The organism is Saccharothrix sp. CB00851, assembly GCF_001905065.1.
GTDB lineage: Bacteria > Actinomycetota > Actinomycetes > Mycobacteriales > Pseudonocardiaceae > Actinosynnema.
The window spans coordinates 61,742-87,365 of the sequence record NZ_LWLC01000013.1 but is presented as its reverse complement, the minus strand read 5'-3'; the positions used below and the strand labels follow the sequence as shown (position 1 = coordinate 87,365).

The 25,624-nt window shown below is 72.8% G+C and carries 22 protein-coding genes; 16 read left to right on the top strand and 6 right to left on the bottom strand.

The window, feature by feature from the left end; all coding sequences use genetic code 11:
• A complete protein-coding gene (locus A6A25_RS15625) occupies positions 1-3,159 on the top strand; it encodes a DUF11 domain-containing protein (protein ID WP_073890388.1) in 3,159 nt (1,052 codons plus the stop codon).
• Positions 3,160-3,253: 94 nt separating this feature from the next.
• Positions 3,254-4,558 (top strand): hypothetical protein, encoded by a 1,305-nt coding sequence (locus A6A25_RS15620; protein ID WP_073890385.1) that lies wholly within the window; start codon positions 3,254-3,256, stop codon positions 4,556-4,558.
• Between the two features lie 21 nt (positions 4,559-4,579).
• Here the strand turns inward: A6A25_RS15620 and A6A25_RS15615 are convergent, their stop codons facing one another.
• The 3 genes from A6A25_RS15615 to A6A25_RS45495 form a co-directional block, all read right to left on the bottom strand.
• Positions 4,580-5,206, bottom strand: coding sequence for a helix-turn-helix transcriptional regulator (locus A6A25_RS15615; RefSeq protein WP_073890382.1), 627 nt, complete (start codon positions 5,204-5,206; stop codon positions 4,580-4,582).
• An 84-nt stretch (positions 5,207-5,290) separates the two neighbouring features.
• Entirely contained in the window at positions 5,291-5,965 is a 675-nt protein-coding gene (locus A6A25_RS15610) for a response regulator (RefSeq protein WP_073890380.1), read from the bottom strand.
• Positions 5,966-5,971: 6 nt separating this feature from the next.
• The gene (locus A6A25_RS45495) at positions 5,972-6,865 is read right to left on the bottom strand and encodes a sensor histidine kinase (RefSeq protein ID WP_083668366.1); all 894 of its coding nucleotides are present in this window, start codon (positions 6,863-6,865) and stop codon (positions 5,972-5,974) included.
• 212 nt (positions 6,866-7,077) lie between these two features.
• Between A6A25_RS45495 and A6A25_RS15600 the strand changes: the two genes are divergently transcribed.
• A complete protein-coding gene (locus A6A25_RS15600) occupies positions 7,078-8,082 on the top strand; it encodes a radical SAM protein (RefSeq protein ID WP_073890377.1) in 1,005 nt (334 codons plus the stop codon).
• 15 nt (positions 8,083-8,097) lie between these two features.
• Here the strand turns inward: A6A25_RS15600 and A6A25_RS15595 are convergent, their stop codons facing one another.
• Positions 8,098-9,081, bottom strand: coding sequence for a PHP domain-containing protein (locus tag A6A25_RS15595; RefSeq protein WP_073890374.1), 984 nt, complete (start codon positions 9,079-9,081; stop codon positions 8,098-8,100).
• Between the two features lie 121 nt (positions 9,082-9,202).
• Here A6A25_RS15595 and A6A25_RS15590 point away from each other — a divergent pair, with 121 nt between their 5' ends.
• Positions 9,203-9,835 carry a TetR/AcrR family transcriptional regulator gene (locus A6A25_RS15590; protein ID WP_158073739.1) on the top strand — a complete coding sequence of 211 codons (633 nt, stop codon included), beginning with the start codon at positions 9,203-9,205 and terminating at the stop codon, positions 9,833-9,835.
• A gap of 17 nt (positions 9,836-9,852) precedes the next feature.
• On the opposite strand, the gene A6A25_RS15585 is transcribed toward A6A25_RS15590, so the two are convergent.
• Positions 9,853-11,046 carry a serine hydrolase domain-containing protein gene (locus tag A6A25_RS15585; protein WP_073890366.1) on the bottom strand — a complete coding sequence of 398 codons (1,194 nt, stop codon included), beginning with the start codon at positions 11,044-11,046 and terminating at the stop codon, positions 9,853-9,855.
• Positions 11,047-11,200: 154 nt separating this feature from the next.
• On the opposite strand from A6A25_RS15585, the gene A6A25_RS15580 reads away from it, so the two are divergent.
• The 6 genes from A6A25_RS15580 to A6A25_RS15555 all read left to right on the top strand — a co-directional run bounded on the left by A6A25_RS15580 (position 11,201) and on the right by A6A25_RS15555 (position 19,800).
• Positions 11,201-11,938: a helix-turn-helix domain-containing protein gene (locus A6A25_RS15580; RefSeq protein WP_143193184.1), complete on the top strand. Its 738-nt coding sequence runs from the start codon at positions 11,201-11,203 to the stop codon at positions 11,936-11,938.
• Positions 11,913-12,293 (top strand): hypothetical protein, encoded by a 381-nt coding sequence (locus tag A6A25_RS15575; protein ID WP_073890358.1) that lies wholly within the window; start codon positions 11,913-11,915, stop codon positions 12,291-12,293. The genes A6A25_RS15580 and A6A25_RS15575 overlap by 26 nt, the downstream gene beginning before the upstream one ends.
• A 72-nt stretch (positions 12,294-12,365) precedes the next feature.
• Positions 12,366-12,998 carry a hypothetical protein gene (locus A6A25_RS15570; RefSeq protein WP_073890354.1) on the top strand — a complete coding sequence of 211 codons (633 nt, stop codon included), beginning with the start codon at positions 12,366-12,368 and terminating at the stop codon, positions 12,996-12,998.
• Positions 12,999-13,069: 71 nt separating this feature from the next.
• Positions 13,070-15,835, top strand: coding sequence for an ATP-binding protein (locus A6A25_RS15565; protein WP_073890350.1), 2,766 nt, complete (start codon positions 13,070-13,072; stop codon positions 15,833-15,835).
• 87 nt (positions 15,836-15,922) lie between these two features.
• On the top strand, positions 15,923-18,043 hold the full coding sequence (locus tag A6A25_RS15560) for a molybdopterin oxidoreductase family protein (protein ID WP_073890346.1): 2,121 nt from the start codon (positions 15,923-15,925) through the stop codon (positions 18,041-18,043).
• An 11-nt stretch (positions 18,044-18,054) separates the two neighbouring features.
• Positions 18,055-19,800 (top strand): AMP-dependent synthetase/ligase, encoded by a 1,746-nt coding sequence (locus A6A25_RS15555; protein WP_073890342.1) that lies wholly within the window; start codon positions 18,055-18,057, stop codon positions 19,798-19,800.
• Between the two features lie 34 nt (positions 19,801-19,834).
• Here the strand turns inward: A6A25_RS15555 and A6A25_RS15550 are convergent, their stop codons facing one another.
• On the bottom strand, positions 19,835-20,728 hold the full coding sequence (locus A6A25_RS15550) for an RNA polymerase sigma-70 factor (RefSeq protein ID WP_073890338.1): 894 nt from the start codon (positions 20,726-20,728) through the stop codon (positions 19,835-19,837).
• 126 nt (positions 20,729-20,854) lie between these two features.
• On the opposite strand from A6A25_RS15550, the gene A6A25_RS15545 reads away from it, so the two are divergent.
• From A6A25_RS15545 to A6A25_RS15520, 6 genes are all read left to right on the top strand, one after another.
• Positions 20,855-21,241 (top strand): DoxX family protein, encoded by a 387-nt coding sequence (locus A6A25_RS15545; protein ID WP_073890334.1) that lies wholly within the window; start codon positions 20,855-20,857, stop codon positions 21,239-21,241.
• A 221-nt stretch (positions 21,242-21,462) separates the two neighbouring features.
• On the top strand, positions 21,463-22,590 hold the full coding sequence (locus A6A25_RS15540) for a PQQ-dependent sugar dehydrogenase (RefSeq protein WP_241828729.1): 1,128 nt from the start codon (positions 21,463-21,465) through the stop codon (positions 22,588-22,590).
• 251 nt (positions 22,591-22,841) lie between these two features.
• Entirely contained in the window at positions 22,842-23,309 is a 468-nt protein-coding gene (locus A6A25_RS15535; protein ID WP_073890326.1) for a hypothetical protein, read from the top strand.
• Positions 23,310-23,319: 10 nt separating this feature from the next.
• Positions 23,320-24,228 (top strand): DUF1996 domain-containing protein, encoded by a 909-nt coding sequence (locus A6A25_RS15530; protein ID WP_143193183.1) that lies wholly within the window; start codon positions 23,320-23,322, stop codon positions 24,226-24,228.
• 80 nt (positions 24,229-24,308) lie between these two features.
• The gene (locus A6A25_RS15525; RefSeq protein WP_073890322.1) at positions 24,309-24,905 is read left to right on the top strand and encodes a sigma-70 family RNA polymerase sigma factor; all 597 of its coding nucleotides are present in this window, start codon (positions 24,309-24,311) and stop codon (positions 24,903-24,905) included.
• Positions 24,902-25,603: an anti-sigma factor family protein gene (locus A6A25_RS15520; RefSeq protein WP_073890318.1), complete on the top strand. Its 702-nt coding sequence runs from the start codon at positions 24,902-24,904 to the stop codon at positions 25,601-25,603. The genes A6A25_RS15525 and A6A25_RS15520 overlap by 4 nt, the downstream gene beginning before the upstream one ends.
• Positions 25,604-25,624: the final 21 nt, after the last annotated feature.

Sequence of the window (25,624 nt, the reverse complement as noted above, 5' to 3'; positions counted from 1 at the left end):
GTGAGGCACCTGGCGCTCGTGGTGGTCCTGCTGGCCGGGCTGGTCGTCGCCGAACGGCCGGTGACGGCCACCGCCCAGCCGCAGGTCCTGGCGCCGTACCGGGTCGCGGTCAGCCGGGGCAGCCCCGGGGACATCTGGAGCACGGACGCCCGAGGCGGCGATCCCCGGCAGATCACCGACACCCCGGACGCCTCCGAAGGCGATCCAGCCTACTCGCCGGACGGCACGTCGATCGCCTTCACCCGGTGGGTCGGTGAGGGCTCCGACGTGATCGTGGCCGACGCCGAGGGCGGCGGAGAGCGGTCGCTGCACCACGGCAGGCACCCGTCCTGGTCGCCGGACGGCTCGATGATCGCGTTGCTGGCCGGCGGCGAGGTCATCGTGGTCAGGGTCGCCGACGGCGCCGAGCTGACCACGATCCCGGTGCCGCGGCACATCGTCGGCTACGACGACAAGCCGGCCTGGTCACCGACCGGCGACGTCATCGCGTTCGGCCGCCACACGAGCTACCTGAACCCGCCGCACGTCCAGCCGTACGTCGTGGGCGCGTCCACGTCCCGCACCGGCACGTTCACCACCACCGCGACCGTGCGCACGCCGTCCGTGCCCGCCCGTCCGGAGATCATGTTCCTGCTGGACACCACGTCGTCCATGAACACCACGGTGGACACCGTCCGAGCCAACCTCGGCACGGTGATGGAGCGGATCGCCACCGCCGAGCCGGACGCGCTGTTCGGCATCGCCACCTACCAGGACGCCACCGACCCCGACCGCTACCGGCTCGTGCACAACCTGACCACCCGGGACGTGCTCCAGCCCGTGCTCGCCGAACCCGCGAACTTCCCCATCGGCTTCGGCGGCGACCTGCCCGAGGACTGGTTCAACGCGCTGCACCACCTCGCCCGCGACCAGGAACCGGACGGCGGCTACCTCACGTTCAGCGAGGGCGACGACGTCACCCGGATCATCGTGCTCGCGGGCGACGCGGCCAGCCACAACAGCCCCGACACCTGCGACACCGTCACCTTCCCGGACTGTCCCGGTGCCACGCCGTACTGGACCGAGGACGAGATCACCGACGACCTGACCGAGCGGGACATCCACCTCGTCGGCGTGCCCGTGGTGATCGTGCAGGACCCGCCGTACACGGAGAAGCTGGACAGCCGGCTCCAGGCCACGCGCCTCACCACCATCACCGACGGGGTGCTGGTCGACGGGTACGAGCCCGGGCAGATCGTGGCCGGCATCGAGCAGGGCATCACCACGTTGCCGGTGACCGTGACACCGGAGGCGTCCTGCCCGGCCGGGGTCACCGTCCGGTTCGACCCGCCCAGGGCCCGCGTCGCGGGTGGCACGGACGTCACCTTCACCGAGACCGTGACGCTGGGCGAAGCGCCCACCGCGCGGGCCGCCGCGGACCTGGAGTGCCGGGTCTGGTTCCGGTTCGACGACAAGCTGCCCGCCGAGCCGTACGAGCAGTTCATCGACATCACCGTCGCCGCACCCGCCCCGCCGACCGTGGTGGTGAACGCGCACGCCGTGCCCAGCCCGGACCGGACGCCCGTGCCGGCCACCTTCACGGCCACCGCCACCGACGCCGCCGGCGCACCGCTCACCCCGACCTGCGACGCCACGTCCGGCGCGCTGTTCCCGGTCGGCCTGACCACCGTCACGTGCACCGCCACCGACAGCGGTGGCCGGACCGGGCGGGCGAGCAGCGCGGTCACGGTCCACGTGCCGGAACGGGGCGAGACCGACGACATCTGGCTCGCCCGGCTCGACGGCGCGGACCTCGTGCAGCAGGTCCACCTGTCGCCGTCGTTCGCGACGCCGTGCGCCCGGCGGGACAGCGCCCCCGCGTGGTCGCCGGACGGCAACCGGCTCGTCTACGAGCACGACGACGTCCTGTGCGTGGCCGACGCGACGGGCTCGAACGCCACCCCGATCACGTCGGGCGGCGAGCCGCCGGAGGACCCCGCGTGGTCACCGGACGGGTCGTTGATCGCGTTCTCGATGAGCGACGCCGACGAGTACCACCGGGTGTGGACGGTGCCACCCGGCGGCGGCACGCCCGTCGACCTGGTCTCGTTCCGCCAGGAGGACGCCGACCTGCCCGCGTTCCGACCGCTGCCCGACCTCGTGCTGACCGGTTCCGCCGCGCCCGCCGCGGTGCCCTTCGGCGGTGCCACGTCCGTGCGGCTGCGGGTGACCAACAGCGGCCTGGCCCCGGCCCGGGACGCCGACCTGGCGTTGACCGTGCCCGCCGGGCTCCGGGTCGAGGAGGTCACCACCACCGCCGGCACGTGCACCACGACGGGGTGCGCGCTGGGCCGGCTCGCACCGAACGAGACCGCCGAGGTCCTGGTGACCGCCACGGGGACCGCGGCGGGGCGCCAGGTCGTCCGGGCGACCCTGCCGCCGGACGTCAACCCCGGCGACAACGCCGCCGACGTGGCGGTGACCGTGGCCGACGAGATCAGGCCGCCGGACAACCCCGGGTCGCTGTCGCTGGCCGTGGCGCTGGTGCCGCAGGAGGGTTACGTCGGCGGTGACGACCTCGTGCTGTCCTACCGGGTGCGCAACGGCGCGCCCGTGCCGATGACCGACGTCCGCGTGGTCACCTCCCTGCCGCCGCAACTGCTCCCGGTAGACGCCGTCACGGGCTGCTCGGCCGACGGGGCGACGTGCGCGCTCGGCACGCTCGCACCCGGCCAGGAGGCCGAAGTGCAGGTTACGCTGCCCGCGAAGGCCGCACTGGACAGCACGGCGGGCGGCTCGGTGCTCGGCGTAGGACCGGACGACAACGCCGCCGACAACACCGCCGCCGTCCGCGTGCTGGTGCGGCAGCCGGAGATCGCGGTCGAACCCGGCCTCGGGCCGACCGGGTTGGTGCCCCGCGCCACCGGCCGGTCGTTCCCGCCCGGCGCGACGGTGCGGCTGGGCTGGACGCTCGGCCTCTCGCCGACACCCGGTGACGTCGTCGTGCGGCCGGACGGCACGTTCGAGGCGTACGTCCTGGTGTTCCACAATGACCGCATCGGCGTGCGGCAGCTCGAAGCCGTGCCGGTCGTCGGGTCCGCGTTCGGCGCGGTGCGCTCCGGTGACTTCCTCGTCGTCCCCAAAACCCTGCAACCACCCGACTTCGCGTCCCGCGAGTGACACCGGTGGCTGCCCGATGGGGCAGCACCGGACGCACCCGGTCCCACCCTTGCGCCACTGCCCCGACCGAACCGACCAGCGGAGGATTCACGCCATGGGCGCAACCGCGACGCTGTCCGCCACCGGCCTGGCCGTGGCACCCGGCGAAGACGTCACCTGCACGGTCGTCGTGCGCAACACCGGAGACCTGGTGGACGAGTTCACCGTGGACGTGGTCGGCGACGCGGCCGGGTGGGCGACCGCCGAACCGGCCTCGGTCAACCTCGTGCCCCAGGCGTCCGCCTCGGTGGTCGTGCGGTTCGCGCCGCCGCGCGCCTCCGAGGCGGCCGCGGGCCCCGTGCCGTTCGGCGTCCGCGTCACCTCGCGCGAGGACCCGTACGGGTCGGTGGTCGAAGAGGGCGTGGTCGAGGTCGCCGCGTTCACCGACCTGTCCGCCGAGATCGTGCCCGCCAAGGTGGAGGCGGGTGCGCGCGGCCGGTTCGAGGTGGCCGTCGACAACGTCGGCAACCACCCGGTCGCGGTGCGGCTCAGCCCGACCGACCCGGACGGCGAGCTGGAGTTCAAGCTCGACCGGACCGACCTGGTGCTCACGCCCGGCACGGCGGCGTTCGTGAAGCTGGTCGCCAAGCCGCGCGACACGTTCCTGCGCGGACCGTCGCAGCCGCGGCCGTTCCGGGTGGAGGTGGTGCCCAGCTCCGGGCCGCCGCTGTCCGCCGCGGGCACGCTCGTGCAGCGTCAGCTGCTGCCGAAGTGGCTGCTGCCCGCGTTGATCGCGCTGCTGGCGCTGGCGGCGGTGCTGGCCGCGCTGTGGTTCACCGTGCTGCGCCCGGCCGTGAAGTCCGCCGCGCGGGAAGCCGCCGCGCAGCAGGTCCAAGAGGTCAAGACCGCCGTCGACGAGGCGCAGGCCGGTGCGGGGCAGGCGCAGGAGCAGGCGAAGGAAGCCGAGGTGAAGTCCGAGGAGGCGATGAAGGCCGCCGGGCTGGACCCGGAGGCGCCTCCCGGCTCGCCGCCCACCGCGAAGCCGGGTGACCAGGCGGGCGAGCCCGGTGAGCCGACCGACTTCCGGGTGGCCGCCGATGCCGCGATCGTGGCCAACCCGGACGTCTTCACCGACTTCGCGTTCACGCCACCGGCCGACAAGACCTTGCTGATCACCGACATCGTGCTGCAGAACCCGCGTGGCGACACCGGCACGGTGCGGGTGCTGCGTGACGCGAACGGCACCCGCGGCGTGCTGCTGGAGGTGGGCCTGGCCAACTTCCGCGACCTGGACCGCCACTACGTGCAACCGCTGCGGTTCAAGCCGGGCGAGCGGGTCATCGTGCAGGTCAGCTGCCAGAACCCGGCCGCCAAGGGCAACTGCCGGCCGTCGGTGTCCTTCGCCGGCAGGGCTGTGTAGGAGTGAGATCGGGGTAGGGACTCAGATCAGGCCTTCGCGCAAGGCGAAGGCCACGGCGTGCGCGCGGTTGCGCAGCTGGAACCGGTTGGTGATGTCGTGCAGGATCGACTTGACGGTGCGCTGCGAGTAGCACAGCTTCTCGGCGATCTCGCGGGTCTCGAAGCCGTCCGCGATCAGCCGCAGCACCTCGGTCTCCCGGTCGGACATGCCCGCCATGGTCCAGCCGTTGGGGTTGAGCACGTTGCGCTGCAACCGCGACACCCGGTCCAGCAGCCTGCCGAGCAGGTCCGGCGGCAGCGCGCCCTGGCCCGCGGCGGTGGCCTTCACCAGCCGCACCAACGTGTCCGGAGTGGCGTCGGAGCGGCGGATCACCGCGGACACACCGCTGCTGACCACGTTGAGCAGCTCCGGGTCGGCGATGTCACCGGCCACCAGCACGATGCCCGCGCTGCCCGGCGCCTGGAGCCTGCGCAGCAACTGCTGCGCCTCGCCGTCGAGGCGGTCGAGCACGACCAGCGCGACGGGCGCCGGTTCGTCCGGCTCGACCAGCCGTATCTCGGGCCGCGACCGCAACGCCGCCGTCACCCCGGCCCTGGTGATGGAGTCCGTCGCGTGCAGGACGACCGCGATCTGCTGATGTGCGTTCATCTCTGGTGCTCCCGCCCTCGTTGCCCCGATGCACCGGTCACGCCGCGTGCCACCGCAATCGTGGCTTCCCGGCGCGTCCCGGCACTACGGGCGCACCGTCCCGACCTGTCCCGGGTCCTCGCCCAGACCGGCCTGCTTCGCCCGGGACACGGCCTGCTCGCGGTCGGCCACGTGCAGCTTGCGCAGGATGTTCGACACGTGGTTGCGCACCGTCTTCGGGCTGAGCACCAGCGACCGGGCGATCGCCGTGTTGCCCTTGCCGTCGGCCATCAGCCGCAGCACGTCCCGCTCCCGCGCGGTCAGCTCCGGGAACGCCTCCACCCGTTCCCGCGGCACGGCGGCGAAGTACGCCAGCAGCCGCACCGCGATCGCCGGGCTGAAGATCGCCTCGCCCTCGCCGACCGACCGCACCGCGCGCACGATCTGCGGCGGCCGGGACGCCTTGAGCAGGTAGCCCAACGCACCCGCGCGCATCGCCGCGAACACCGACTCGTCGTCGTCGAACATGGTCAGCACCAACACCCGCACGCCGGGGTCGCGCGCCACGATCCGCCGCGTCGCCTCCACCCCGCCCAGGTCCGGCATGTTCAGGTCCATCACCACCACGTCCGGCTGGAGCGCGGCGGCCATGGACACCGCCGCCGTGCCGCCCGACGCCTCGCCGACCACCTCCGTGTCGGGTGCGGCGGCCAACGCGGCGGCCAGGCCGTACCGGAAGAGCGGGTGGTCGTCCACGACCAGCACCCGCAGCGCCGGCATGCCGGTTCACACCCCGCCGGCGACCGGCAGGTCCGCCGCGACCCTGGTGCCCCCGGCGGCGGCGTGCTCCACCCGCCACGTACCGCCGACCTCGCGGGCCCGGTCGCGCATCGACCCGAGCCCGATCCCGGTGCCGAGCCCGACGCCTTGCCCCGGCACCACGCCCCCACCGACGCCGATGCCGTCGCCGACCGTGACCCCCACGCCGTCACCCGCGACGAGCGCGCTGCCCACGCCGACTCCGTCACCCGCGACGAGCGCGCTGCTCACGCCGACGCCGTCGCCCCCGCTGACCGCACCGCCCACGCCGACGCCTTCGCCCGCGACGACCGGGCTCCCCACGCCGATGCTGTCGCCTCCGCTGACCGCGCTTCCCGCGCCGTCGCCCGCGACGACCGCACCTCCCACTCCGATGCCGTCGTCCACGACCTCGACGTGCAGGCAGCCGTCGAACCGCAGCCGCACCGCGCAGTGCCGCGCCCCCGCGTGCCGCACGACGTTGGTCAACGCCTCGCAGATGATCCGGTACGCCGCCACCTGCACGCCCACCGGCAGGTCGGGCACGTCCGCGCACTGCACGTCCACCCGCACCGGGTGCCGGTCGGTCAACGTGGCCACGTGCGCCCGCACCGCACCCGCCAGGCCGAGCCGCGACAGCACCGCGGGACAGGCGCCGGACGCCAGTCGGCGGACGTCGTTGACCGCGGTGTGCACCTCTTCCTCCAGCCGGGCCAGCAGCGGGCCGGCCGCCGCCGGGTCGTGCACCGCCAGGTGCCTGGCCGCGCGCAGCCCGAGCGCGATCGCCGCCAGCGCCGGTCCCAGGCCGTCGTGCAGGTCCCGCAGCAGTCGGCGCCTGGCCTCGTCGGCGGCGTCGTCCGGAACGATGAACTCGCGGCGCATGTCACCTCCCCCGCTCCGGTGAGCGCGCGGGCCACCTCGCCGTGACGCCGGCCGCCTCGCCTGTATGGAGAGTCGTCAGGCCGTCACGTGCCGTTTCAGTTACCGGCGAGGTTCCCACGTTGGAGGGAATGGTCACGAAGAGTGCGGTTCCGACGTATCACCGCGCCTCCCGCTTGCTCCATAGGGATATCGAGTCACCGCGGGAGGGTGGAATGGGCCAGACGAGTGGCCGGGCGGTCCTGCAAGTCCACCCGACCAGGTTGTGCAACCTGCGCTGCCTGCACTGCTACTCCAGCTCGGGTCCGGACGTGGCCGAGTCCATCCCCATCTCCGTGCTGTCGGCCGTGGTCGAGGACGCGGCCGGGCTCGGCTACGACGTGCTCAACGTTTCCGGTGGTGAGCCGTTCCTCTACCCGGAACTGCCCGCCCTGTTGCGCGCCGCCCGCGCGGCGGGCATGCGGACGACCGTCACCACCAACGCGGTGGCGTTGACCCAGCGGCGCATCGGCCTGGTGCGCGGGCTGGTCGACCTGGTGGCCGTGTCGCTGGACGGCGACCGCGCCACGCACGACCGGATCCGGGACCAGGAAGGGTGCTTCGAGAAGGCGCTGGCCGGGATCCGCAGGCTCACCGAGGTCGGCATCCCGGTCGGCGTGATCACCACCTTGACCCAGGGGAACGCCACCCAATTGGGTGAAATCGCGATCGCGGCGGCGCAGTCCGGCGCGCTGCTGCTCCAAGTGCACCCGCTGGAACCGGAAGGCGCCGCGAACAGGCTGATGGCGGGCGAACGCCCGGACGCGGTCGAACTGGCCTACGCGGCGGTGGAACTGGGCCGCATCTCGGAGGAACACGGCATGGCCGTGCAGCTCGACGCCGTGCCGCGGACCATGCTGGCCCGCAAGCCGGAGGCGTTCATGGCCGCGCCGGTGGACGACGAGCAGCCGCTGGGCCGCTGGCTCACGCCGTTGGTGATCGAGGCGAACGGCGCGGCGGTCCCGGTGTCCTACGGCTTCGACCGCCGCTACGGCCTGGGCAACGTCCAGCACCGCCCACTGGCGGAACTGGCGCGCTACTGGGACGCCGCACCGTTCCTGGCCCTGTGCCGCGTTACCTGGCAACGCCTGGTCGACGGGCGCACCGGCCCCCTGGTCCCGTGGTACGGCCACCTGGTCCGCGCGTCGAGGACCCAACGCCCCGCCACCGCCGGCCGCTGATCGGACACCGCACGGTCATCGCGCCGGCAGTTCGTCCGCCTCCAGGGTGTTGATCACCCGATCGGGGGTGACGCCGCACTCCTCGGCCCGCTCGCAGCCGAACGACAGCCAGTCCAGCTGCCCCGGCGCGTGGGCGTCGCTGTCGATCGAGAACACGCACCCCAGCTCCACGGCCAGCCGCAACAGGCGGCCCGGCGGGTCGCGGCGCTCCGGACGCGAGTTGATCTCCACCGCGGTGCCGTGCTCGACGCACGCCGTGAACACCGCCTCCGCGTCGAACGTCGACTCCGGCCGCCCCTTGCCGACCACCAGCCGTCCCGTGCAGTGGCCGAGCACGTCGACGTGCGGGTTCGACACGGCGGCGACCATCCGCCGGGTCATCTCCGGCGAGGGCATCCGCAGCTTGGAGTGCACGCTGGCGACCACGACGTCCAGCCGTGCCAGCAACTCGGGCCGCTGGTCGAGCGAGCCGTCGTCCAGGATGTCCACCTCGATGCCGGTCAGGATCCGGAACGGCGCCAGCTCGGCGTTCAGCTCGGCCACCACGTCGAGCTGCTTGAGCAGCCGGTCGGCGGACAGCCCGTTCGCGACGGTGAGCCTCGGCGAGTGGTCGGTCAGCACCATCCACGAGTGGCCGAGGTCGCGTGCCGTCTCCGCCATCTCCCGGATCGGGCTGCCGCCGTCGGACCAGTCGGAGTGCGTGTGGCAGTCGCCCTTCAGCAACGCCCGCAACGCCTGCCCGCCCACCACCGGCTCGCGGAACCGGCTCAGGTAGGTCGGCTCGCGCCCGGCGACGGCGTCCGCGACCACTCCGGCGGTGGCCTTGCCGATGCCGGGCAGGTCGGTCAGCGTGCCCGCCGCGACCCGCCGCGCCACCTCGCCGTCCGGCAGCGCCGCCACCACCTCGGCGGCCTTGCGGAACGCCCGGACCCGGTAGGTGGGTTCACCGGCGCGCTCCAGCTGGAACGCCACCTGTCGCAATGCCCAGAGGGGATCCACGCCTCACTGTCTACCCCGTCGGGCGCGGTGGTGCGCGCCAACCGGCGGCGAGTTCTCGACTTGGCCGCGTTTCCCGCGGAAGGCTTGCGGCTGCCGGTGCGCGGAACCGAGGATGTCCGCCATGTCCCCACGTGCCGGCACGGTCGGGTCACGGCGCAGGCCCAGCAAGGGAGACCTCACCTCGCGGGCGATCCTCGACACCGCCGAACGGCTGCTGCAGACGCGTTCGCTGGACGACATCGCGGTCGACGAGCTGGCCTCGGGAGCGGGCATCTCGCGGTCGACGTTCTACTTCCACTTCGCCTCGCGCGAAGCCGTGCTGCACGCCCTGGCCGGCGGCGTCGTCGACGCGCTCTACGAGTCGGCGTCGTCGTGGCTGCGGCGCGGCAGCGAACCGCCCGAGGACTCGATCCGGCGGGCGCTGGGCGCGAGCCTCGCCCTGTGGCGCAAGCACGGCCCGGTGCTGCGCGCGGCCGTCCGGGCCCGCGACACCGATCCGTTGATGCGCGAGTTCTGGACCGGTGTCGCCCGTCGGTTCATCGACGCCACCGCGTCGCAGATCGAGATCGAGCGCCGAGCGGGCGTCGCGCCACCGGGCCCGGACGCCAGGCCACTGGCCGCGGTGCTGGTGTCGATGAACGAGCAGTCCTTCCTGGCCCGCTCGCGCTCCCGCCGCTCGGCCGCGCGGGACCGCGAGCTGGTCGACACGTTGACGTGCGTCTGGCTGCGCTCGGTCTACGGCATCTCGTCGTAGCCGTGTTGGGGGCCGCTTCAGCGGAACCAGGTGCCGTCCGACGCCTGGCGGTAACCGAGCGCCCGGTACACGGCGTCCACAAGGGACTGTCCGCGCGCGTTGACGCCCAAGCCCGGCCCCATCTTCGTCATCGCGTACCCGAACGACATCCGCGCACCGGGGTCGGCGATCCCGAGCGAGCCGCCCATCCCGGAGTGCCCGAACGCGTCGTCCGACATCGCCACGCCGCGCTCGACGGCGGGCAGGTGCAGGTTCGCCGCCGACTTCATGAACCCGAGCGAGAAGCGGGTCGGCGCGAGCAGCATCTGGTCGAACCCGGCCGACACCACCCCCGACATGACCGGCAGCTGCGCCTCGTCCACCAGCCGCACCCCGTTGTACTCGCCGCCCAGCGCCAGCGGCCGGTACATCTGGGCCAGGCCGCGCGCGTTGCTCATCCCGCCGACCGCCCCGTACTGCGCGGCGTGCGCTTCACGCGTGTCCGACGCGGCCACGTACCCGCCGGAGTTGCCGACCAGCAGGGCCTGCATCGACCCCGGCTCGGTCATCGCGGTCACGTACAGGCTCGGCAGGGCCTCGCCCCGGTCGGCCGGGATGGTCCGCGCGACCAGCGGTTCGAGGTCCTCGGGGAGGGTGAGCCAGAAGTCCAGGCCCAGCGGGCCGGAGACCTCCTTCTCGAAGAACTCGGCCAACGGCAGCCCGGACACCCGCCGCACCACCTCGCCGACCAGGTGGCCGAACGTCAACGCGTGGTAGCCGTGCCGGGTGCCAGGTGCCCAGAACGGCTCCTGCCGTGCCAGCAGGTCCGTCATCAGTGCCCAGTCGAGCATCCCGCCCGGCGGCACCGGCGCGCGCACCGCCGTCAACCCGGCCTGGTGCGCCAGCAGGTGCCGAACCAGCGTGCCCGCCTTGCCGTGCGGCTCGAACTCCGGCCAGTACTCGACGACCGGCGCGTCCAGGTCCAGCTCACCCCGTGACGCCAGGACGTGCGCGCACAACGCCGTCGCACCCTTGGTGCACGACCAGACGTGCGTGATCGTGTCCTCGCTCCACACCCGCCCACCCGCGTCCCCACCCCACAGGTCGACCACGGTCACGCCGTCGACCGTCACGTGCACGCCCGCGCCGACCTCGCCGCGCTCGGCGAAGTTCCGCTCGAACTCCGCGCGGACCTCGGCGAACTCGTCGGCACAACTGCCCTCGACCGTCATCGACCCTCCAGGTGCTTCCGTCTGCCCGCCATGCCACCACCGACGGCCGGGTGACGTGAGTAGGGATTCCTCAGTCGGTAGGGACTGGACTCGGTCGACTGCTCGATCGGGGCCCGGCTAGCACTTCTATAGCGAGTTCGCTACCCTTGTGTATGTGGCCGGCTTGAGCGTGGGCGAAGCAGCACAACGCCTGGGTGTGACCCCGGCGCGCGTCCGCGTGCTCCTAAAAGCAGGCGGTCTCACCGGTCGGCGCGTCGGATCGCAGTGGGTTGTCGACGACGATTCGGTCAGGCGTCGGCTCGACGTGGTGGCCGCGGCCCGAGGTCGTTCCCTGTCACGCAGGGCCGCGTGGGGCGCGGCGGTGTTGTTGGACGGACAGGCGACACCGTGGCTGGCGAGCAGTGAACGCTCCCGATTGCGCGCGCGCCTGGGTCGACACGCCACCGAAGGCGTCGACGTGTACCGGTGGTGGATGCGGCAACGGGCATCGGCCGTGCGCTATCGCATCGCGGAGACCGACATCGCCGAGTTGATCGCGGACCGGGCCGTGGTGGGCAGTGGTATCAGCGCGGCGACACCCTACGACCTCGGACTGTCGTTCGCGGGAGAGGCCGAGGTCTACGTCGGCGGGTCCGAGTCCGACCGGCTGGTCGAGGAGTACTTCCTCGTCGAGTCCGAGCGCGGAAACCTGGTCATGCACGTCGAAGACAGCGGTGAGGACTGGCATCGGCGCACTGCCCGGGTGGTCGACGGAGTATCGGTCGTGCCCCGACTGGTGGTCGCCGTCGACCTGTTGGACAGCCCCGACACGAGGACCAGCAGCGCGGGGGCACGCTTGCTTCGGGAGTTGCTCGACGCGATGACGAATGGGCGGGAAGCTCGTGGCCGATGAACGCCTGCCGGGCAACCGAGAGGTGCTGGACGCACTCGCGGTCGTCAGCGGCGAACCCGGTGATCGCGTGGCCGCGGCGTTCCGGGCAGCGGAGGTCGAAGCCGCCTCGACCGCCGCAGCCGCGGAGCACGTGGTGGAAGCGCTCGCAGCTGTCGTGCGGCACGTTCGGTTGGCTCCGATCGAGTTCGAGGCCAAGGAGCCTGTCATCGCACCGCTCAAGCGGCTCGCGCAATCGCCGCCGCCGCTTGGCGAGGCCGACATCGCGGTGTGGCGCAGGCTCTTGAGGGACCTGCCCGTGCGAATCGTGGAAGTGGTGCGGGAGCCGGTCGAACTGCCGGCGATGACACCGCCCTAGGAGGCGGCGTGGTCGACCATCCTCGACCTCGAGGAAGGGCTGGACTGCCACTGGTCGCTCATCGGTGGTCAGATGGTGGCATTGATCAGCGCGGAGCACGGGCAAGCCATTCCGCGGGCGACCACCGACGGCGACATCGTGCTCGGTGTCCGGCTCGATCGCGGCGCACTGCGACAAGCGAGCGCTCTACTGGCGGTGCACGGGTTCACCGAGGACGACACGGCTGATGGATACCGCTACCGGTACCGGCGTGGTACCGCCAGCATCGACTTGTTGATGCCGGAGGAAATCGGGCGTCAGCACCGGGCCCCGACCACCGCGACGGGGCGTCGTGGGGTTGAGATGCCCGGTGGGAACCAGGCTTTGATCAGGAGCGAGAGGCTCCCCGTTCGGCTGGGTGGTCGCGTCGGCCTGGTCCGGCGTCCCAACCTCCTCGGTGCTCTCGTCGCCAAGTCCGCGGCCTCCGTCGCCGACTCCAGGGACCCCGACCGCCATCGCGGGGACATCGTGATCCTCGGACAGATCGCGCTGAACGCGGGCGCGTTCCGCACCATGAGGCGAATGAGCCGCGACAAGGACCGTAGACGGTTGAGACGCGCGCTTTCCGGGATGCCGGACTCGCATCCGGCCTGGCGGCAGATCGCCGAGCCGCAGGAGGTTCGGGAGGCGTTGGTCCGGCTGGCGACACCGCGACCGGCCCCGTAGAGGTCGCACCGGGGCCGTGGCCGGGATACGGGTCGGTAGGGTGAGTGGCCCTGAGACGGGGAGGTCGCCAGTTGTCGTCTGTCGTCGGCCGGGCCTTCTTCGGCCGGGAGGCCGAGTTGGCGGCCGTGGCCGGGGCGGTTGAGCGGGTGCCGGCTGCCGGGCTCGTGGTCGTGGTCGTGTCGGGGGAGCCGGGGATCGGCAAGTCGAGCCTGTTGGCTGAGACGTGCCGCCGCCTGCGTGACCGGGGCTGCGCGGTGGCTGTTGCCGAGTCGGACGACGTGAGCAGGCGGATTCCGTACGCGGCGGTGGTGACGGCGTTGCGGTCGGTCGGTGGGGCCGGTGAGGTGCGGGACGCGTTGGAGGCGTTGGACCTCACGACGGCGCCGGACGCGACCTGGTTCGGCCGGTCCTGTGAGCTGGTGGCGCGGGTGTTGACCCGGCTGGCCGCCGAACGGCCCGCGGCGCTCGTGCTGGACGACCTCGACCAGGTGGACGACGACTCGCTGGCCATGCTCGCCGTGGTGCTGCGCCGCGTCACGGCCGCGCCGCTGGTGCTGATCGCCGCCGCCCGCACGCACCACCGCAACCCCGGTGTGGAGGAGTTGCTGGACCGGCTCGAACGGCACGCCGACGTGGTGCGCGTGCGGCTGGAGCCGTTGAGCGGCGGTGACGTGGCGCGGATCGTGGAGACCGTGCTGGGCGCGCCGGTGGACGACGGCCTGGCGCACGAGGTGCACGTGCGGGCGGACGGCAACCCGTTCTTCGCGGTGGAGATCGCCCGGTCGCTGCGCGAGCTGGACCTGGTCGCGGTGGACGGCGACCGGGCCCGGCTCACCGTGTCACCGTCGGCGATCCGGCTGACCAGGCGGGAGGCGGTGCTGCGGCGGGTCGCGCCGCTGGACCGGGACACCCGGGCGGTCGCCCGCGCGGTGTCGATCTTCCGACGGGTGCGGCTGGACCAGATCGGGCTGCTCGCCCGGGTGGCGTCGCTGCCCGAGGAAGCCGTGGTGGACGCGTTCGACGGGCTGCTGCGGGCGCACATCGTGGTGCGGGACGAGGACCGGGGCTACCGGTTCTCGCACGCGCTGGTCGGCGAGGCGCTGTACCAGGAGATCGGCCCGGCGCAACGCCGTCACCTGCACAGCCTGATCAGCGCCCGGTTGCTGGACGACCGGGCGCGCGGGTTGGCCGTGGACGAGATGGAGCTGGCCTGGCACCTGGCCGAGTCCGCGCCGCCCGGTGACCTGCGCGCGGTCCGGGTGATGGCGCAGGCCGCCGCGGCGAACCGCACCACCGCGCCGGAGACGGCGGCGGCGCTGTGCGCGCGGGCGCTGGAACTGCTGCCGGTGGCCGCGCCGGAACGGGCCGGGCTGCTGGCGTCACAGTGCCGGGCGCTGGCGCACGCGTCCCGGCCGGGCGCGGCGATCGGGCCTGGTCTGGCCGCGCTGGAGGAGTTGCCGCCGGGGCCGGAACGGTCGCGGTGCGCCGTGGTGGTGTTGAGCAGCATGTTCCTGGTCGGCCGGTTCGCGGAGGCGTTGCGGCTGGCGGACGCGGAGCTGGGGGCGGGAGCGGAAGCGCCGGCCGCGTTGCACGCGCAGCGCGCGCTGCTGCTCGTGTTCACCGGGCGTCACGCAGAGGCGTTGGCGGAGGTGGACCGGATCGAGGCCATGCCGGTCACCTCGGCCGCCGAGGGCGTGGTGGTGTTCGACCGGCTGGCGGTGATCACGTCGATGCTGTTCCGGCACGACAAGACGGTTGACTACGCGAACCGGGCGCTGGCCTCGGCGGACGGTCAGGCGGTGCTGGAGCTGCAGGCGCTGGCCGTGGGAGCGTCCACCGGGGCGTTGGCCGGTCTGGTGCACGACGCGTCGTGGCGGCTGCGGCGGGCCGAAGAGCTGCGGGAACGGGCGGGCGGGCACGCGTTCCGCGGCGAGCTGGAGATGGCGCGAGTGGCGCTGGACTGGTTCGGCGGCGAGTGGGACGCGTGCCTGGAGCGGGTGGGGCGGGCCGCGGCCGAGCTGGAGTCGCGGCAGGAGCTGATGATGTTGGACGGCCTGCGCGCGATCGAGCTGGAGGTCCGCACCTGGCGGGGTGAGCTGGACGTCGCCGCCCGGCTGGCCGCGTTGGCGGTGCCCGGGAGCCCGAACATGTCGCGGCTGCACGCGTTGGCGATGGCCGGGTACCTGGCGGCGCGGGGCGACGTCGAGGGCGCGCGGGCCGTGTTGGTGGAGGCGGTCGACGACGACGGGATGACCGCCTACAGCTGCGTGCTGCTGGGTCGCCTGATCGAGTTGGATTTTTCGCACGGTCGGGTGGAGGAAGCACGGCGGACCGCACAGCATCTGCGGGTCGTGGCGGCCGATCGGGTGGCGCCGTGGACCCGGACCACCCTCCGGCGGGTGATCGGCCTGGTCGAGCAGGACGTGGCCGTGCTGCGCGAGGCGGTGGACGAGGCCCGCGCGGGTGGGCTCGTGTTCGAGCAGGCACGGGCGCAGCTGGCGTTGGGGCTGGTCGACCGGGGTGCCGTGGCCGACCTGCTGGACGCGTACGCGGTGTTCCAGCGGGTCGGTGCGCACGGGTTGCGCCGGCAGGCCGGTGGCAGGCTGCGCGACCTGGGCGCCAAGGTGCCGCGGGCCAGGGGCCGGGCGGCCGGGGTGCTGACGGCGGCGGAGGAGAACGTCGCGCGGCTGGTGCAGCAGGGGATGCGCAACCGGGACATCGCCGCCGCGCTGCACTACAGCCCGCGCACGATCGAGGTGTACCTGTCCCGGATCTACGCCAAGCTGAGGGTGTCGTCCCGGCTGGAGCTGGCCCGGGTGCTGGACGGTCGCGCTTAGTTGTTGTGGACTCCGCACTGACCCGCCGGTAGCCCGAGCGTGTTGTGTCGGTGACGTCAATGTTGTGGCCGGACCGCCGGGAGACGTATGCGCACCGCTTTGACGACGTGTCCGCTGTGTGAGGCGACCTGTGGCCTGGAGCTGACGATCGAGGGCGATCGGATCACGGGCGTGCGAGGTGATCGGCAGGACGCGTTCAGCGGCGGGTTCCTGTGCCCCAAGGGTGCGTCCCTGGGTGCCCTGGACAGCGACCCGGACCGGTTGCGCGAGCCGGCGGTCCGGCGGGGTGGATCGTTCGAGGCGGTGTCGTGGTCGGAGGCGTTCGCGCTGGTCGACGAGCGGTTGAGCGCCATCATCGGCGCGCACGGCCGGGACGCGGTGGCGCTGTACCTGGGCAACCCGACGGTGCACTCGCTGGCCGGCGGGCTGTACGCGGGGGCGTTGCGCAAGGCCGCGGGGTCGCGCAACTTCTTCACCGCCGCCACGGTCGACCAGATGCCCCGGCACGTGGCGTCCGGCCTGCTCTACGGCGGTATCTTCACGATCCCGGTGCCGGACATCGACCGGACGGACTTCCTGCTGCTGCTCGGTGCGGACCCGTTCACGTCCAACGGCAGCCTGTGGACCGTGCCGGACGCGCCCGGTCGGCTGAAGGCGTTGCGCGAGCGCGGCGGCGCGTTCGTGGTGGTCGACCCGCGCCGGAGCCGGACGGCGGCAGCGGCGGACCGGCACCTGGCGATCGTGCCCGGCACGGACGTGTTCCTGCTGCTGGCCATGGTGAACGAGCTGTTCGCGGCCTCGCTGGTCGACCTGAAGGCGCTCGCGGGGCACGTGAACGGCTTGGCGGGGGTGCGTGAGCTGAGCCTGCCGTTCACGCCCGAGGCGGTGGCCGGGCGGTGCGGCATCGAGGCCGGTGAGATCCGGGCGTTGGCGCACCGGCTCGCGGCGGCGCCCAGGGCCGCCGTGTACGGGCGGCTCGGCACCACGACGGTCGAGTTCGGGACGGTGGCCAGCTGGCTGGTCGACGTGCTGAACGTGCTGACCGGGAACCTGGACCGACCCGGTGGCGCGATGTTCCCGCTGCCCGCGCACACCCGGCGCGGCACGGGGTCGGGCAAGGGGTTCACCACCGGGCGGTGGCACAGCCGGGTCCGCGGCCTGCCGGAGGTGGCGGGGGAGTTCCCCGTGGTCACGCTGGCCGACGAGATCGAGACGCCCGGTCCGGGTCAGGTGCGGGCGTTGCTGACGGTCGCGGGCAACCCGGCGCTGTCGGTGCCGAACTCCGGCCGGCTGGACGCGGCCTTGTCCACTGTGGACTTCATGGTCGCGGTCGACCCCTACTTGAACGAGACGACCCGGCACGCCGACGTGATACTGCCGCCACCGCCGCCGAGCAGGCGGGCGCACTACGACCTGGCGTTCCTGTCGTTCACGGTGCGCAACGTGGCGAAGTACTCGCGGGCGGCGGTGCCACCGCGGCCGGGTGAGGTGGGCGAGGGCGAGATCCTGTTGCGGCTGACCGGGATCTTCGCCGGGCTGGGACCGGACGCCGACCTCGACGCCCTGGCCGGGCTGTCGGGCGAGTCGGAGTACAGCCGTGAGGAGCGGTTGCTGGACGCGAAGCTGCGGTCCGGGCCGTACGGGCTGTCCCTGGCCGACCTGCTGGACCGGCCGCACGGGGTCGACCTCGGGCCGCTGACCAGCCGGGTTCCGGAGGTCCTGCGCACGCCGTCCGGCCGGATCGAGCTGTGCCCGGAACCGATCGCGGCCGACGTGCCGCGCGTGCTGGCGGCGTTGCGGGAGCCCGTTGACGGGCTGGTGCTGATCGGCCGGCGGCACCTGCGGTCGAACAACTCGTGGCTGCACAACGTGCCCGCGCTGGTGAAGGGCAAGCCGCTGTGCACGCTGCTGGTCAACCCGGGCGACGCCGAGCGGTTGGGGCTGGCGGACGGCGGCACGGCGCGCGTGACGTCACGGGTCGGCGAGGTCGAGGCCACCGTGGAGGTCAGCGCCGACATGGCCGCCGGTGTGGTCAGCCTGCCGCACGGCTGGGGCCACGACCGGCCCGGCACGCGCCTGACCACCGCCCGCGCCCACCCCGGCGTCAACGTCAACCTGCTCACCGACGACCTGGCCGTGGACCCGCTGTCCGGCACCGCCGTGCTGAACGGCGTCCACGTGCGCGTCACACCGTCCGCAGCCCAGTGAGGAGCACCGCCATGCCCGTGACCACGGCGCGCGTCATCGCCGACCTGCCCTTCGTGGCCGCCCAGGCGCACGACGACCGGGTGGCGTGGCGCCACCGACGGGACGGGCGGTGGCACGACCTGACGTTCACCGAGGTCGCCGAGTGGGTCATGGAACTGGCGTCCGGGCTGGTGCACCGGGGCCTGGCGCCGGGTGAGCGGGTGTGCGTGCTGTCGGACACGCGGGCCGAGTGGTCGGCGGTGGAGCTGGCGGTGCTCGCGGCGGGCGGTGTCGTGGTGCCGATCTACCCGTCCAGCGCGGCGGAGGAGTGCGCGTGGATCATCGGTGACTCGGGCGCGGTGCTCGTGGTCGCGGAGAACGACGCGCAGCGGGACAAGGTCGAGTCGATCCGCTCGCGGGTGCCCGCGTTGCGGGACGTGGTCGTGATCGAGGGCGGCGGGCTGGACGAGCTGCGGTCGCAGGGGCGCACGTCGCCGGTGCCGGGCGAGCTGGACGACCGCCGTGCCGCGATCGACCCGGACGACCCGACCGTGATCATCTACACCTCGGGCACCACGGGCCCGCCCAAGGGTTGCGTGCTGACCAACCGCAACTGGCTGACCATGTGCCGGCTCAGCGAGGAGCTGTCGTACGTGCTGCCGGACGACGTGGCGTACCTGTTCCTGCCGCTGGCGCACGTGTTCGCGCAGATCGTGCACCTGGGTGCGCTCTACACCGGGCACACGGTCGCGTTCTACGGCGGTGACACGTCCAAGGTCGTGGCGGAGCTGGCCGAGGTGCGGCCGACGTTCCTGCCGTCCGTGCCCCGGATCTTCGAGAAGATCTACACCGCCGCGACCGCGGGCGTGCCGGAGGAGCAGTTGCGGCAGGCGGTGCGGGTCGGTCTGGCGGTGCGGCGGCTGCGTGCCGCCGGTCAGCCGGTGCCGCCCGACCTGGCGGCGGCGTTCGAGCAGGTGGACCCGGTGTTCGCGCGCGTGCGGGCGATCTTCGGCGGTCGGCTGCGGCAGGCGTTGTCCGGCGCGGCGCCCATCTCGGTCGAGGTGCTGGAGTTCTTCACCGCCGCCGGCGTGCCCGTGCTGGAGGGGTACGGGATGAGCGAGTCGACCGGGGTCGGCACGGTGAACACGTTGGCGCGGCACAAGCTCGGCTCGGTCGGCACGTTCGGGATGGCGGGGCTGCAGCTCAAGATCGCCGACGACGGCGAGATCCTGATGCAGGGCCCGCACGTGTTCGCGGGCTACTGGAACAACCCCGCCGCCACCGCCGAGGTGCTGACCGACGGCTGGCTGCACACCGGTGACCTGGGCGAGGTCGACGACGACGGCTTCGTCACCATCACGGGCCGCAAGAAGGACATCATCATCACCGCCGGCGGCAAGAACATCGCACCCGCGAACGTCGAGAACCAGCTGCGCCAGTCGCGGTGGATCTCGCACGCGGTCGTCTACGGCGACCTCAAGCCGTACCTGGTCGCGCTGATCACGCTGGACCAGGACGAGATCGTGCCGTGGGCGAAGGACCGGGGCCTGCCGACGGACCTGCCCACCCTGGCCCGCGCGCCCGAGGTGCGGGCGCTGATCCAGGACGTCGTGGACGAGGCCAACTCCCACTTCGCGCACGTCTCGCAGGTCAAGCGCTTCACCATCCTGGACCGCGACCTGAGCCAGGACGACGGCGAGCTGACCCCCACGCTGAAGGTGAAGCGCAAAGTCGTCCACTCCACCCACGCCGAGAGGTACCTCGAGCTCTACACGTGAGCTGGGGCTAACCTGCGGCTTGTCGCCGCCCTGTTCACCGGCTCAGGGCGGTCTCCCGCGTCACGTGCGACAGCTTCTCCGGGTTGCGCACGAAGTAGAGCCCGGTGACGACGCCGTCCTCGACCCGCGCCGCCACGACGCCGTCGAGTTCGCCGTCGACCCGCAGGATCACCGCCGGGCCGCCGTTGACCTGCGCCTGCTCGGCCGTCGTCCGCGTGCCGAGGGCCTCCCAGCGGGCGGCCAGGAAGCGGGCCACCTTGTCGAGGCCGACGACGGGCTTGCGCGCGGCCTGCTTGAGCCCGCCCGCGTCGCTCAGGATGACCACGTCCGGCGCGAGGACGTCGAGCAGGCCCTGCAGGTCGCCGGTCTCGACGGCACGCTGGAAGGCCGAGAGCGCGGCCCTGGTCTCGGCCGGGTCGGTGGTACCGCGCGGCCGGCGGTCGGCGACGTGGGCCCTGGCCCGGTGCGCGATCTGGCGCACCGCGGCCGGTGTCTTGTCGACGGCTTCGGCGATCTCGTCGTACCCGACCTCGAAGACGTCGCGCAGCACGAACACCGCCCGCTCGGTCGGCGCGAGCGTCTCCAGCACCAGCAGCATCGCCATCGAGACGCTGTTGGCCAACTCGACGTCCTCGGCCACGTCGGGCGCGGTCAGCAGCGGTTCGGGCAGCCAGGGACCGACGTAGGACTCCTTGCGCCTGCCGAGGGTGCGCAGCCGGCTGAGCGCCTGGCGGGTGACGATCCGGACCAGGTACGCCCGCTGGTCGCGCACCGCGTCGAGGTCCACGCCCGTCCACCGCAACCACGTCTCCTGGACGACGTCCTCGGCGTCGGCGGCCGAGCCGAGCAGCTGGTAGGCGACGGTGAAGAGCAGGTTGCGGTGGGCGACGAACACCTCGGTCGCGGGACGCGTCTCCGTGCTGCCCATCGGTCGCTCCTGTCTCTCCACCACCGGCGCGACACCGGTGTAACCCGCGTCACGCGACCGGCCTGTCACAGGGCCCGGAACACCGGCGTCTCATGGTCGACAAGCCGCTCGACCAGGAGAAACACCATGAACCTCGCTCTGTGGATCGTCACCGGGCTGCTCGCCACCGCCTACTTCTTCGGCGGTGGCGGCAAGCTCGTCCTGTCCAAGCAGAAGATAGCCGCCACCGGCCACAGCGCGGCGTGGACCGAGAACTGGAGCGCGGGCAGCATCAAGGCCATCGGCGTGTTGGAGATGCTGGGGGCGTTGGGTCTGGTCCTGCCCGCCGTGCTCGACATCGCGCCGGTCCTGGTGCCGGCGGCCGCCGTCGGCCTGATGCTCATCATGATCGGCGCGGCGATCGTCCGCTTCCGGCGCGGGGAGTTCAAGCTGATGGTGGCGGACCTCGTCTACCTCGCGCTGCTGGCCTTCGTGCTGTGGGGCCGCCTCGTCGCCGAGCCGTTCACCGGCTGACTGCCGGTCGGGTCCAACCGGGACACCACTGGACGTTGTCGGGCGAAAGCCCTTACCGTTTCGGGTACACCGACGATGACTGCACGCGACCGGGCGGGGGTCGACAGTTGCGCAAGTTCGGCAAACTCAGACCCTGACCCCCGTCCGCTTTCCGCCGCCACTGCCGCCGCACCCCATTCCCTGTGTTCGCAGGGGAGTCGTCAACGACTGTGGAGGCTTCTGTGGCACCCCGTATCCGGCGGTTGTCGACCTCGTCCGGCGCGCTCGTCACCGCACTGGTGGTGGCGTCCGCCTTGTCCACCGCGCCCGCGAGCGCGGAAACCGCGCTGTCCCAAGGAGATCGCGTGTCCGCCGCGGCCGTGGTCGGGCCCGCGACGCAGCTGGCCACCGACACCGACGTGCCGTGGGGCCTGGACTTGCTGCCCGACGGTTCCGGCGTCTACACCCGGCGCGACGCCTACGACGTCCTGAGGCTCACCGCGTCCGGGGTGAAGACCTCCCTCGGCACGGTGCCCGGCGTGTCGAGCAGTGGAGGCGAAGGCGGTCTGCTCGGTCTGGAGGTGTCGCCGACCTTCGCCACCGACAACTACCTGTACCTCTACCACACGACCGCGACCGACAACCGGATCGTGCGCATCAAGGTGCAGAACAACGCCCTGGTCACGGGTTCGCTCCAAGTGGTGCTGTCCGGCATCCCGCGCGCCCGGTACCACAACGGCGGCCGGCTGCGCTTCGGCCCGGACGGCAAGTTGTACGCGGGCACCGGTGACGCCCAAGTCGGCGCGAACGCGCAGAACCTCGCCAGCCTGGGCGGCAAGGTGCTGCGGCTCAACCCCGACGGCACGCCGCCGACCGACAACCCGTTCTACGGCAACGGCGGCAACGCCCGGTACGTGTGGACCTACGGCCACCGCAACGTGCAGGGCCTGGCGTTCGACGGCCAGGGCAGGCTCTGGCAGGCCGAGCTGGGCAACACGGTGATGGACGAGCTCAACCTCTCCGAGCGCGGCGGCAACTACGGCTGGCCCGCGTGCGAGGGCACCTCGGGCAGCTGCTCGGGCTACCTCGCGCCGAAGCGGACGTGGAGCACCGCCAGCGCCTCTCCCAGCGGCATCGCCATCGTCGGCACCGACCTGTTCGTCGCCACGCTGCGCGGTTCCCGGCTCTACCAGCTCCGGATCAGCGGCACGTCGGTCGGTTCGCAGACGGTGCACTTCCAGGGCACCCACGGCCGGCTGCGCACGGTCGAACCCGCACCGGGCGGCGGCCTGTGGCTGACCACCAGCGACGACCGGGACAACATCCCGAACAACTCCACCAGCCGCGTGCTCAGGGTGCCCCTGAGCTGACGGCCGAACCGAACGCGCGAGGCGGTCCCGGTGCCGGGGCCGCCTCGCGCCGTGTCCGGCGCGTTGCGGAATCGGGTGAACCGAACGTCCCACCGGTTCGTGTGACGGGTGCCAGTCGCCCGCCGACAGCCGAGGAAGGCCCCCGCCGATGCACGCCGCCCGCCGCGACCCCGGTCCGCACTCCAACCGCCCCGACCGCCGCAACCCGTCGCCGCTCGGAGCACGTCCGAGCACGAGCTGAACGAGAAGAGATGCACGATCCGATCCTCGAACGCGCGCTGCGCCAGGTCCGCACCGAGGGGGTGCGCCACCGCAGGCGCCGCGGTGGTGTCGTCACGGTGGTGGGCGTCGCGCTCGCCGCCGCGGCACTGGCCGGTGGCGCCTACCTCGGCCGGCACAGCGTCCCCGGGGAACGGGTGCTGGTCGCCACCACGGCCGACGGCGTGCGGCTGACCGCCACGGTCACGCCCGCCGACGGCTGGGTGCGGTTGCACGCGGTGGTGGACGGCGTCGACGCGGGGGAGCGCTGCCGGCTCGTCGTCACCGACGTGCGCGGACGGCGTCACGTGGCGGGCGGCTGGGTCGCCGCGCGCCCGTCCGGCCCGGGACCGGGCGACACGGCGCTGGCCGGTGCCGCCCTGGTCGACCCCGACGAGCTCGCGAGCGTCGACGTCGTCACGGTCGACGGCCGCGTCCTGGTCACCGGCTCCGCCGAATAAGCTGTCCGCCGTGAGGTGGTCGCCACTGCTGCTGGTGCTCGTGCTGGCCGCCGGCTGCGCGGACAGCCGCACCGTGGCCATCGACGACGTGCCGGTGGCGGTCGAGTCGGTCACCACCACCCCGGACGCGTCGACCGGCACGTTCCGCGTCGACTGCGGCCGCAACGAGAACCGCCACCTCAACGCCGACAACATGGTCATCGCACCCGGCCGGCCGTTCGGCGCGCACCACACCCACGAGTACGTCGGCAACGTGAGCACGCACGCGGGCTCCACCGACGAGTCGCTGGCCGCCGCCGCGACCACGTGCCGCGCCGACGACCGGTCCACCTACTACTGGCCGGTGCTGCGGCTGACCGACCGGACGGGGCACGACCGGCACGAGCCCGGCGGCGGCGTGCACGGCAACACCGGCGAGGTGCTGCCACCGGCCGGCGTGGAGATCACGTTCAGCGGCAGCCCGGTCAGCGAGGTCGTGCCGATGCCGAGGTTCCTGCGCATGATCACCGGCGATCCGGCGGCGCTCAACACCGGCCGCGGCCGGGCGCGGTGGAGCTGCACCGGGTTCGAGGACCGGCACACCGACCGCTACCCGCGGTGCGCGCCCGGCGGGAAGGTGTTGCGCACGTTCGACTTCCCGAGCTGCTGGGACGGCCGCAACACCGACAGCCCGAGCCACCGGGCGCACGCCGAGTTCCCCGGCTCGAACGGGGTGTGCCGGCCGGGCACGTTCCCGGTGCCGAAGCTGCGCGTGAGGGTCGCCTACGACGTGCCCGCCGACCGCCCGTACGCCATCGACAGCTTCCCCGAGCAGCGGCGCGACCCGCGCACCGACCACGCGATGTTCGTCAACGTCATGCCCGAGGCGCTGATGGACCGCGTCACGACCTGCCTGAACACCGGCCAGACCTGCTCCTAGAGATTCTTCCGCGCCCGCGCTGAACCGAACCCCGCCGGCATCCGTGTCCGTGGCGGGAGGTTGACGAGAGGAGTGGGTGGATGGCGGCTCTGTGGTCCCGGAAACGGGAGGCCGCGGCCGACGAGGCACTGATCCGATCCCTCTACGAGGAGCACGGTCGGGCGCTGCTCGCGTACGCGACGCGGTTGACCGGTGATCGGGCCGCGGCCGAGGACGTCGTCCAGGAAACCCTCGTGCGCGCTTGGCGGCACCCGGACGCCCTGGTGAACGGCAAGGGCTCGGTCCGCGGCTGGCTGCTCACGGTGGCGCGCAACATCGTCACGGACCGGTTCCGGGCGAAGGCGGCCCGGCCGCAGGAGGTGGCCGAGACGCCGACGACACCGCCGGTGCAGCGCGACCACGCCGATTCCGTGGTGGACTCGGTGGTCGTCCTCGAAGCCCTGGACCGGCTGTCCTCCGACCACCGCGACGTGCTGCTGGAGATCTACTTCCGCGGCCGGAGCGTGACCGAGGCGGCCGAGGCGTTAGGGGTGCCGCCGGGCACGGTGAAATCGAGGTCCCACTACGCGCTGCGGGCGTTGCGGGAGACGTTCGTCAGCCAGGTCGGGCAGGTCGGGCACGGGGGCCGAGGCGGACGAGGCGGGCAACAGGTGGCGCTGAAGGGGGTGGCCGGATGACCACGAACCACGATCCACAGCTGCTCGGCGCGTACGTGCTGGGCGTGCTCGACCAGGGGGAGGTGCGTGCCGTGGAGGACCACGTGGCGTCCTGCCCCCGGTGCCGCGCCGAGGTGGCCGAGCTGCGGGCGATGGAGGAGGCCATGGGTGACGTGCCGCCCGAGGCGTTGCTCGACGGCCCGCCCGAAGGTGGTGACCTGCTGCTGCAGCGCACGTTGCGGCAGGTGCGGTCGGAGCGCGGCGGTCAGTTGCGCCGTCGTCGGGTCGGCCTGGGGCTGGTCGCGGCGGCCGCGGCGGCGATCGTGCTCGGCGGCGGTTTCGCGGTCGGCCGGGGCACGGCGCCCGACGTGACGGCCGTCGGGCCCACGACGACCCAGCCCGTGCCACCCGCCGGGACCAAGCTCGGGTCGGCCACCGACCCGGAGACCGGCGCGCGGATGACGGTGCAGGTCAAGCCCGCCGCCGGGTGGGTGCGGGTGAACGCGTCCGTCGCGGGCATCGCGCAGGACGAGAAGTGCAAGCTGTTCGTCGTCGCCAAGGACGGCAGCAGGCAGGAGGCGGGTAGCTGGCTCGTCTCGGCGGCAGGGGAGAAGGACGGCACCAACCTCGACGGTTCGGCGCTCATCGCGCCCGAGGACGTCGCGGCGATCGAGGTGCGCAACTTCGACGACGAGCGGATCGTCACGGTGCCGGTGTAGGGGTGCTCGGGGTGTCGCGGG